Raw genomic sequence first — 9,760 nt, 5'->3', positions numbered from 1 at the left:
GCAATCTGGAATGAATTTTGGCTACGTTACTGTGAACGGAGTGAACAGTAACTAAATATTCTCCGGACAGGAAAAGGCAGTAAATAATAAGGCAATAAATAGCAAGGAGGACATCACAAATGGCAAAACGTGGAGGATTCCCGGGAATGGGTATGCCGGGAAATATGAATAATCTTATGAAACAGGCGCAGAAAATGCAGCGCCAGATGGAAGAGAACCAGAAAGCTCTGGAAGAGAAAGAATTTACGGCTACTGCAGGAGGCGGAGCTGTAGAGGTAACTATCTCCGGTAAGAGAGAGGTGACAAAAGTAAAGCTTCAGGAGGAAGTTGTAGATCCGGATGACATCGAAATGCTGGAAGATCTCATCGTTGCAGCTACAAACGAAGCACTTCGCAAAGTGGAAGAAGAATCTACAGCTGTTATGTCTAAACTGACAGGTGGTCTGGGCGGACTTGGCGGAGGTCTTCCATTCTGATGGAATACTACAGCAGTCATATCAATAAGCTGATCGAACAGCTTTCCCATCTTCCGGGAATCGGTGCGAAATCAGCACAGAGACTGGCATTTCATATCGTGAATATGCCAAAGGATCAGGTAGAGCAGCTTACCTCTTCCATTACCGGTGCCAGAGAGAATGTACAGTATTGCAAGTGCTGCTGTACTCTGACAGACAGAGAGATCTGTCCCATCTGCAGCAATGATAAGCGCGATCATTCAGTGATCATGGTGGTAGAGAATACAAGAGATCTTGCAGCTTATGAAAAAACAGGCAAGTTTGATGGCGTTTATCATGTTCTTCATGGTGCAATCTCTCCAATGCTTGGAATCGGGCCGGATGATATCAAACTGAAAGAACTCATGCAGCGTCTGGCAAAGGATGAGGTAAAGGAAGTGATTATTGCTACCAATTCCAGTCTGGAGGGGGAAACAACGGCAATGTATATCAGTAAGCTGATCAAACCTACCGGGATCAAAGTCAGCAGGATTGCAAGCGGAGTTCCGGTAGGAGGAGATCTGGAATATATTGACGAAGTGACTCTTTTACGTGCTCTTGAGGGGCGTGTGGAGCTTTAAGGTTACTGTTCTGACAAAAGATCATCGGAAAAGGAGGCATCACTTTGTCTAAAAAGAAAGCAACTTCTTCTGACGTGGCAAAGAGGGCAGGAGTCTCCCAGGCAACTGTTTCCATGGTCCTGAATAAGAAATATAATGTTTCTTTTTCCAGAGAAACAGTGGAGAAGGTAGAGCAGGCAGCCAGAGAATTAGGCTATCATCTTCCCGGACGAAAGAACAGAAAAGAAAGCCGGAAAGAGAAGCTGATCGTTGTTTTTTGCCCTACGCTTACAAGCCCGTATTATGTATTGCTTCTGCAGGGGATTGAAGCAGTGGCGAACAAGCAGGGATATGGTGTCTTTATCTGTAATACACAGAGAGATCCCCGTCTGGAGGAGAAGTATCTGCGCATGATGGGTACAATAGAGCCGCTTGGCATTATCTACTGCTGTAATCCAAATCCGGATTTTCAGCAGCAGGTAGAGGAACTGGCGCAGACAATCCCACTGGTTATCATCAGTAATAAAGAGAAAACTACAACTATAGATGCCATTAATCAGGATAATACAGTTGTGGGAAGGATGATGGCAAGACATCTGCTTGATCTGGGGCACAGAGATGTAGCGTTTATCACTCCGCCCCTGACAAGGAGACAATGGCAGAGAACAAAACGTGTAAATGGTTTTGTGAAAGAGTTTGAGAAAGAAGGCCTGAAGGATCATGTGATCATTAAGGCTGCGGATGAAGCTATCGATATGCAGATCCCACGGATGGATTCGGAATATTCGATGGGTTATGAGCTTACTATGGAGCTTCTGGATGAAGGCAGGGAATTTACAGCTATTGCAGGCCAGAATGATATGATGGCTATTGGTGCGCTGGATGCTCTCCATGAAGCAAGGATTCATGTACCCAAGGATGTATCGGTGATTGGGTGCGATAATATCTTTTATTCGGGAATACGGAAGATCTCTCTTACTACGATCGATCATTTCGTAGCCCTTAAAGGCAGAGATGCCTGTGATATTATACTGCGCAAAATCGATGAGCAGGACCGTTTTCTCACAGATTCTGCTCCTGTCAGTCTCTATAATATTGAATATACCCCCAAGCTGATAGCGAGACGCACTACGGGGTATATCAGAACCAAAAAAAATAATTAAATACGTCGAATGAAAATTATTAATAATAATTTATCGAAACTGCAGAACAGTTATTTGGTATAGAGCTGTGTGGCGAGGTAGATTGCGAATATCTACCCGGCAGGCATTTTCTGGAAACGTACCAAAATTTCAGGATGTGCGGCTGAAATCCGATATCAGAAATGATTTCTGACGGAGGTTTCCTGCAACAGCAAAGACAGCGAACAGTTACGAAAAGAAATGGTTATAAAACATATTGTATATTGCATGTTGATAACAACGAATATATGCTTTGACTGAAAAATAAAGAATTAATAAGACATGCAATTATTAATAAAGAAATTATTAATAATCTTTTGCCACGCTTGACCTGAATGTAAAGTCTGTTATAATGAAACCATCAGATCAATGAACGATTATGACAAGCAAAAATCAGGAGGGTTAAGAACATGAAATTTTTTATTGACACAGCAAAAGTAGAAGATATTAAGGCAGCTAATGATATGGGTGTAATCTGTGGTGTTACCACAAATCCGTCTCTTATCGCAAAAGAAGGAAGAGATTTCAAGGAAGTAATCAAAGAGATCACATCTATCGTAGACGGACCGATCAGCGGTGAAGTAAAAGCTACTACAACAGATGCAGAAGGAATGATCAAAGAGGGACGTGAGATTGCAGCCATTCATCCGAATATGATTGTTAAAATTCCTATGACAGTAGAAGGTCTGAAAGCAGTTAAGGTTCTTCATGCAGAAGGAATCAAGACAAACGTTACTCTGATCTTCACTGCTAACCAGGCACTTCTGGCTGCAAGAGCAGGTGCTACTTATGTATCTCCGTTTCTTGGAAGACTGGATGACATTTCTACAAGAGGTGTTGATCTGATCCGCGAGATCGCTGAGATTTTTGAAGTGGCAGGAATCGAGACAGAAATCATCGCAGCAAGCGTAAGAAATCCGATCCATGTAACAGACTGTGCACTTGCAGGTGCTGACATTGCAACTGTTCCGTACAATGTAATCGTACAGATGACAAAACATCCTCTGACAGATGCAGGTATTGAGAAATTCCAGAAAGATTATAAAGCAGTATTCGGCGAATAAGGAGAATTTACCACAATGGAAAAATTAGAACTTCAGAAAATTGCAAACGAAGTCCGTAAAGACATCGTTACTGCATTACATTCTGCAAAAGCAGGACATCCGGGCGGATCTCTGTCTGCAGCAGATGTATTCACTTATTTATATTTTGAAGAAATGAATATTGATCCAAAGGATCCTAAGAAGGCTGATCGTGACCGTTTTGTACTTTCCAAAGGCCACACAGCACCGGGATACTACTCTGCACTTGCAGAAAGAGGCTTTTTCCCAAAAGAAGATCTGAAGACTCTTCGTCATCTGGGTTCCTATTTACAGGGACATCCGGATATGAAACATATCCCGGGTGTTGATATGTCCAGCGGTTCTCTGGGACAGGGAATCTCTGCAGCAGTTGGTATGGCGCTTTCTGCCAAATTAAGCAATGAAAGCTATCGTGTATACACCTTATTAGGTGACGGCGAAATTCAGGAAGGCCAGGTTTGGGAAGCTGCTATGTTTGCAGGCTTCAGAAAACTGGACAATCTTGTAGTGATCGTGGATAATAATGGACTTCAGATCGACGGTAAGGTTGATGAAGTATGTTCTCCATACCCGATTGATAAGAAATTTGAGGCATTTAACTTCCATGTGATTAACGTTGCAGACGGAAATGATATGGATCAGTTAAGAGCTGCTTTTGATGAAGCAAAAGCTACTAAGGGAATGCCTACAGCTATCATTATGAAAACTGTAAAAGGAAAAGGTGTTTCCTTTATGGAAAATCAGGTTGGATGGCATGGAAAAGCTCCGAATGACGAGCAGTATGCACAGGCAATGGAAGAGTTAGAAAAGGCAGGTGAAGCATTATGTCAGAAGTAAAGAAGATCGCAACAAGAGCAAGCTACGGTGCTGCGCTGGTTGAATTAGGTAAGAAACATGAGAACCTGGTCGTTCTGGACGCTGACCTTGCTGCAGCTACTCAGACTGGCGTATTCAAAAAAGAATTTCCGGAGCGTCATATTGACTGTGGTATTGCCGAGTGTAATATGATGGGCATTGCCGCAGGTCTGGCTACTACAGGAAAAGTTCCATTTGCCAGCACATTTGCAATGTTTGCAGCAGGACGTGCTTTTGAGCAGGTTCGTAACTCTATTGCATATCCGAAGATCAATGTAAAAATTGGCGCTACTCATGGCGGAATTTCTGTAGGTGAAGATGGTGCTACCCATCAGTGTTGTGAGGATTTTGCTCTTATGAGAGTAATTCCGGGAATGGTTGTTGCCTGCCCTTCTGATGATATTGAAGCAAAAGCTATGGTAGAAGCAGCTTATGAGCATGTTGGTCCTGTATATATGAGATTTGGACGTCTGGCAGTTCCGGTTATCAATGACAGACCGGACTATAAATTTGAATTAGGCAAAGGTATTGTCCTTCGTGAAGGAAAAGACCTTACGATTATTGCAAACGGTCTCTGTGTAGCTCCTGCTCTTGAAGCTGCAGAGAAGCTTGCGGCAGACGGCGTAGATGCAAAAGTAATCAATATCCATACGATTAAGCCTCTGGATGAAGAACTTGTAGTTGCAGCAGCCAAAGAAACAGGCAAGGTTGTAACTGTAGAAGAGCATTCAGTAATCGGCGGACTTGGCGGAGCAGTATGCGAATGCCTGTCTGAGAAAGCACCTGTACCTGTAAAACGTATCGGTGTAAATGATGTATTCGGAGAATCCGGTCCTGCCACAGCTCTTCTTGAGAAATATGGTCTTGATGCAGAAGGCATCTACAAACAGATCAAAGAATTTGTATAATTTACGATTCCCTGTGTGATGGTATCTGCCAGAGAGATTACCGTAGACAGGCGGGTAGTCTGAAGGGTTAGCTGTTCCAGTACACCTGCAATGTTTACAATCCCTGTGATATGGATATCACCAACAGGAGGAAGTTCTTTCTGAACTGCAGCACCTGGGTAAAGTGCACCATCTGCGATGGTCACATACCCCAGGTGCTTTTTTTGTCCAAGAGAGGCATCCACTGCAATAACCAGACCTTCGGGATGCAGAATTTTGATCTGGCGGGAAATTCTGGAAAGATTTAAAGCATGTACGGGGCTTTTCAGGGTACCGTAAACATAAACGCCATGAGTGTCCGTATTCAGATGTTCAAGTAACTGGTGTCCGATATAGGGACCGAGACAGTCTCCTGTCACGCGGTCACTTCCGATACACAGAAAAACCAGTTCCGACCATCTGCCGGGATATTGAAGAATACATTTATTTAAAAGAAAAGCGATTTCCTCAGCAGAACTGCTTTTCTGTGAGTCCACATAAAATACCATAAAACCTCCCTGATCGTATTTATGTACTCGCAGAGTCTCTATTGTACCTGCACAAAAAGATTTCGAGAGCACATTATTGATTATATCTTTTAATTGCTATAGTCCCTTTGCTTCATAACAACAAGCTGCGAAGAGGCTTCTGATAACATCATATCCTTACCGGGATAAAAATATGCACTGTGCAAAATCTGTCGCCAAATTCTGGTAAATTCCTCTTACAATGTGATAAAATCTGCAATTTATCTGTGTTATCCTGATACCCGAAGGGGTGATGAGAGATGATAGAAGTAATCTATAAGGACGAATCTCAGGAAGGACAAAATGGTGAGGAACCGTTTGGATTACCCAGAAATATACGCCAGATCGGCCTGGCAGCCGAAGATTACAGGATTTATATGGAGGACTATGTGTACACATTTCTGGTAAGACTTGCCAGAACGGAAGACTCTCTGGGAGAAGCAAAAACCAGAGTGGCAGTTCTTACAGGAAATCTTAAATGGCGTTCTCAGACAGCTTATCTGTTTATCAAAGGTGCTATTATAGCGGAGGAGATGGAGGCAGCACCTGATCATATCGATTTTTCGGAAAATCAATGGAAGCAGATACAGGAAGCCCAGAAGGAGTACTTCGAAGATCAGGAGATTGTGGGATGGTTCTTTTCACAGCCTCAGCTTCTCCTGAAGGTATCGGAAGTGATGTTAAAAGTACACATGAAACATTTTGGAGGAGAAAAAGTCCTGATGCTTATGGAACCTCAGGAAAGGGAAGATGCTTTCTTCCGTTATGAAAACAATGAAATGGTGCGTCTGGGAGGGTATTATCTTTATTATGAAAAAAATCCCGGTATGCAGACGTATATGATCGACAAAAATGAAGAACTTCAGCCGGAACCTCAGGAAAAATATGAAGATCAGGCTGTGAAAGATTTTCGCAAAATAATTGCAGATAAAAAGGAAACCAGGAAGGAGCCGGCAGCTCCTTCTGTTTTTTCATATGGATTAACTGCATGTCTGGCAATTGCAGTACTGACAGTGGGTGTTAATTTTTACAGAAGTTACCAGAATGTAAAACAGAACGAAAAGGAGAGCGCGACGGTTTCTTCAGTGATCGTTGAGGAGATAACGCCGTCTCCTGTTGTCGGGACTTCGAACAATGAAGCTGTCAGGCAGCATAAACAATACCGGACAGATACTATACAAAATGATGCAGGGAAGAATAAAAAGAATAATGAAGAGAATGATGAAGAGAATAATCAAAGCACCAGTGAAAAAGAAAATTCTGAAAAGAAAAACAATACTTCAGAGAAAAAAATATCAGCAGAGCAGACAGATACAGAACAAAAATCGGACAAAACAGAACAGCTTCCGGATGTAAAGACAGAAAAAGCAGATAAAACCGAACAAATCTACCAGCAGGAAGCAGATGAACGTAAAGCACAGAAACGTGTCAGGGAAGCTGTGCAGAAGGAAAACAGCGAAGCAGCGGGAAAAGCCCATGAATCATATGTGATTCAGCCCGGCGATACTCTTTTTCAGATAAGTATGGACAGATACGGAAGTATCGAAGCCATAAGTCAGATCTGCAAATTGAATGGGATGTCAGCGGACGAAATCATTTATCCGGGACAAGTAATTGTATTACCTTAGAAAACTGTGCTATAATAAATGGCAAAAACTGAAACCTGATAATCAACAAAATGAAAGTGAGAAATAAGGTAAAGGCTAAAATGGCAAATACATTTAAGAAAATAATAAAAAAACATAAAAAGAAAAAGCTTCAGGCAGAGAGAAACAGAAAAGCGAAAGCCCGGGAGAGAGCTGAAGAGGAATATGCAGATGATTATGAGCGCAGATTGTCCCGCCACAAAAGAAGTGTAGTGAAAAAGACAGTTATTACAGTGGTGGCGATAGCTGCTGCTGTAACGGCTGTGGGATTTTACATAGAGAAGAGAAGCTATCATACTTATAAAGTAGTCCAGACAAGTGAGCAGGAGGATATTGTTTCTACAAATTATGTTGAAATGGACGGAAATATCCTTCGATACAGTCCGGATGGAGTTTCGCTTGTTTCTGATAAGATGAGTACATTATGGAGTGAAACCTATCAGATGCAGAATCCTGTGGCAGATGTCAATGGAACTCGTGCGGTGATTGCGGATAAAGATGGAACAACTTTGGAGATTTATGATAAATCCGGAAAAACAGGCAGTGTAACTACTTCTTACAGTATTGTCAAAGCAAAAGTATCCAAAAGCGGTCTTGTTGCGGCAATCCTGGATGGCGGAGATGATACATGGATTGATTTTTATGGTACAGATGGAAGTCTGATTGCTGAAAATCAGACGAAGATAGATGATCCGGGATATCCCCTTGATATTGCTGTATCTGAAGACGGAGTGATCATGATGGTAACCTATCAGTTCGTAGATGGAAGTGATACGACCAGTTATGTGGCATTTTACAATTTTGGAGATGTAGGACAGAACGAGGATGACAGAATTGTCAGTGGATATAAGTATGAAGGCGTGGTAGTTCCGCAGATCCAGTATCTTGATAATAACCGGTCTGTAGCACTTAAAGATAATGGATTTACAATTTATCATGGAAGCCAGATTCCGAAGGAAGTAAAAACAGTAAAAGTAGATAAAGAAATTGTCAGTACTTTTTATGATAATGATATGATTGGTCTTGTGTTTAAGAATGACAGTAAAGACAAACAGTATACAATGGAAGTTTATACTACAGATGGCAAATTGAAATTCAAAGAAAACTTCAATATTCCATATACGACGATTAAATTAAGCGGTGGAAATATTCTGATGTACAACAGTTCCCAGATGTGTGTAATGAACAGCAGGGGAGTACAGAAATATCTTGGCAGTGTGGATGGAACGATCAAAGATTTCTTCAAAATCGGAATGAACAGATATCTTCTGGTATTGGACAGCGGTGTAGAGATAATAAAACTTAGTTAGGAGGATGAAAATGGCTTTAACGTGGGCCGGAGTCATTACGATACTTTTTCTGGCGGCTGCATGTGTCAGAGGTTATAGGCGGGGACTGATAAAAGAACTGGTTTCGCTTGTATGTGTTTTTCTGTCGATGGCGATCGTGTGGTTTATAAATCCTTATGTAAATGAGTTTATTCGGGAAAATACATCAATTTATGAAAAAGTACAGGAAAGCTGCCGGGAGTTTGTAGGAGAGGAATACAGCACATGGACAGGCAGTGGAGAAAGCCAGACTGAATTTATAAATGAAATGAATCTCCCGGAACTGCTGAGGAATGGACTGGTTCAGAATAATAATTCTGACAGTTACCAGTATTTGGCTGTAACTACATTTTCGGATTATATTGCTCAATATCTGGCGAGAATGGCAGTGAATGGAATTTCTTTCCTGATTTCTCTGCTGATGTCGACGATTATGGTGAGGAGTATCACATGGATGCTGAATCTTGTGACGAGATTACCTGTGTTGCATGGCATGAACAAGGTAGCAGGAGCGTTGCTGGGGGCAGTTAAATTCCTTATAGTAATATGGATTATCTTTCTGGCTCTCACCATTGTGTGCAATACAAAGGTTGGTGAGGCGGCCCTTCAGATCATTAAGAAAGATTGCATCCTGAGTTTCATATATGACAGAGATATCCTGATCAGGATATTTATGAGTATCTTCTATTAAAAAGGTTTGGTATCTGTGGACCGTAGGTATCGGATCCAAATGTCTTCCTGCGCAAATGCGAACGATTTTTAAATCTTTACTCTGATATTGGGGCGTTAAAAATGAGGATATTATAGCGATATCGGAGATGGCGTAAAAAATATGTAAAAAAATGTAAAATAATACTTGACGCAAAAAGAAAATAATGATATGATAAATCCGCTTCTGAGTGAGGCGGATTTTTTTGACAGACAACAGAGATTTGGTTGAATAAAGTTGAAAAAAATATAAAAAAAGTGTTGACAGGAAACTGAAGACATGATATTATATCAGAGTTGCTGATGCAGATGAAAAAGAACTTAAAAAATAAAATAAAAAAGTTCTTGACAAAGCAAAAAGCAAGTGATATAATAAACGAGCTGTCAGCCGAGAGGTGAAGACAGACAACCTTGATAACTAAACAGTGAAACACATACGATTCTCGAAAATTC

Annotated in this window: 10 protein-coding genes; 9 read left to right on the top strand and 1 reads right to left on the bottom strand. The window is 41.4% G+C overall.

The window, feature by feature from the left end; all coding sequences use genetic code 11:
* Positions 1–119 precede the first annotated feature (119 nt).
* The 6 genes from LJE09_RS16160 to LJE09_RS16135 all read left to right on the top strand — a co-directional run bounded on the left by LJE09_RS16160 (position 120) and on the right by LJE09_RS16135 (position 5,080).
* The gene (locus tag LJE09_RS16160) at positions 120–476 is read left to right on the top strand and encodes a YbaB/EbfC family nucleoid-associated protein (protein WP_008706923.1); all 357 of its coding nucleotides are present in this window, start codon (positions 120–122) and stop codon (positions 474–476) included.
* Entirely contained in the window at positions 476–1,075 is a 600-nt protein-coding gene (recR, locus tag LJE09_RS16155; RefSeq protein WP_055059434.1) for a recombination mediator RecR, read from the top strand. The genes LJE09_RS16160 and recR overlap by 1 nt, the downstream gene beginning before the upstream one ends.
* 44 nt (positions 1,076–1,119) lie before the next feature.
* A complete protein-coding gene (locus LJE09_RS16150) occupies positions 1,120–2,217 on the top strand; it encodes a LacI family DNA-binding transcriptional regulator (protein WP_055059433.1) in 1,098 nt (365 codons plus the stop codon).
* 428 nt (positions 2,218–2,645) lie between these two features.
* On the top strand, positions 2,646–3,299 hold the full coding sequence (gene fsa / locus LJE09_RS16145) for a fructose-6-phosphate aldolase (RefSeq protein ID WP_026649740.1): 654 nt from the start codon (positions 2,646–2,648) through the stop codon (positions 3,297–3,299).
* 15 nt (positions 3,300–3,314) lie between these two features.
* A complete protein-coding gene (locus LJE09_RS16140; protein WP_008706915.1) occupies positions 3,315–4,154 on the top strand; it encodes a transketolase in 840 nt (279 codons plus the stop codon).
* Positions 4,142–5,080 carry a transketolase family protein gene (locus LJE09_RS16135; protein WP_008706912.1) on the top strand — a complete coding sequence of 313 codons (939 nt, stop codon included), beginning with the start codon at positions 4,142–4,144 and terminating at the stop codon, positions 5,078–5,080. The genes LJE09_RS16140 and LJE09_RS16135 overlap by 13 nt, the downstream gene beginning before the upstream one ends.
* Here LJE09_RS16135 and yyaC read toward each other — a convergent pair.
* Complete coding sequence (gene yyaC / locus LJE09_RS16130; protein WP_008706911.1) at positions 5,053–5,607, bottom strand: spore protease YyaC; 555 nt, start codon at positions 5,605–5,607, stop codon at positions 5,053–5,055. The genes LJE09_RS16135 and yyaC overlap by 28 nt on opposite strands.
* Before the next feature lie 278 nt (positions 5,608–5,885).
* Here yyaC and LJE09_RS16125 point away from each other — a divergent pair, with 278 nt between their 5' ends.
* The 3 genes from LJE09_RS16125 (at position 5,886) to LJE09_RS16115 (ending at position 9,290) form a co-directional block, all read left to right on the top strand.
* A complete protein-coding gene (locus LJE09_RS16125; protein ID WP_055059432.1) occupies positions 5,886–7,253 on the top strand; it encodes a LysM peptidoglycan-binding domain-containing protein in 1,368 nt (455 codons plus the stop codon).
* Positions 7,254–7,333: 80 nt separating this feature from the next.
* A complete protein-coding gene (locus tag LJE09_RS16120; protein ID WP_008706907.1) occupies positions 7,334–8,581 on the top strand; it encodes a DUF5711 family protein in 1,248 nt (415 codons plus the stop codon).
* Between the two features lie 10 nt (positions 8,582–8,591).
* Positions 8,592–9,290 (top strand): CvpA family protein, encoded by a 699-nt coding sequence (locus tag LJE09_RS16115; protein ID WP_020993249.1) that lies wholly within the window; start codon positions 8,592–8,594, stop codon positions 9,288–9,290.
* Positions 9,291–9,760: the final 470 nt, after the last annotated feature.

It is taken from the genome of Blautia sp. DFI.3.45 (assembly GCF_020593505.1).
Taxonomy (GTDB): domain Bacteria; phylum Bacillota; class Clostridia; order Lachnospirales; family Lachnospiraceae; genus Blautia_A; species Blautia_A wexlerae.
The sequence above is the reverse complement of the archived record's forward strand: the minus strand, read 5'-3'. Positions and strand labels throughout refer to the sequence as shown.

Coding starts and splice junctions, on each gene's coding strand:
- LJE09_RS16120 (WP_008706907.1), top strand. CDS start 7,334: ATGGCAAATACATTTAAGAAAATAATAAAAAAACATAAAAAGAAAAAG.
- LJE09_RS16115 (WP_020993249.1), top strand. CDS start 8,592: ATGGCTTTAACGTGGGCCGGAGTCATTACGATACTTTTTCTGGCGGCT.
- recR (WP_055059434.1), top strand. CDS start 476: ATGGAATACTACAGCAGTCATATCAATAAGCTGATCGAACAGCTTTCC.
- yyaC (WP_008706911.1), bottom strand. CDS start 5,607: ATGGTATTTTATGTGGACTCACAGAAAAGCAGTTCTGCTGAGGAAATC.
- LJE09_RS16125 (WP_055059432.1), top strand. CDS start 5,886: ATGATAGAAGTAATCTATAAGGACGAATCTCAGGAAGGACAAAATGGT.
- LJE09_RS16140 (WP_008706915.1), top strand. CDS start 3,315: ATGGAAAAATTAGAACTTCAGAAAATTGCAAACGAAGTCCGTAAAGAC.
- LJE09_RS16135 (WP_008706912.1), top strand. CDS start 4,142: ATGTCAGAAGTAAAGAAGATCGCAACAAGAGCAAGCTACGGTGCTGCG.
- LJE09_RS16160 (WP_008706923.1), top strand. CDS start 120: ATGGCAAAACGTGGAGGATTCCCGGGAATGGGTATGCCGGGAAATATG.
- fsa (WP_026649740.1), top strand. CDS start 2,646: ATGAAATTTTTTATTGACACAGCAAAAGTAGAAGATATTAAGGCAGCT.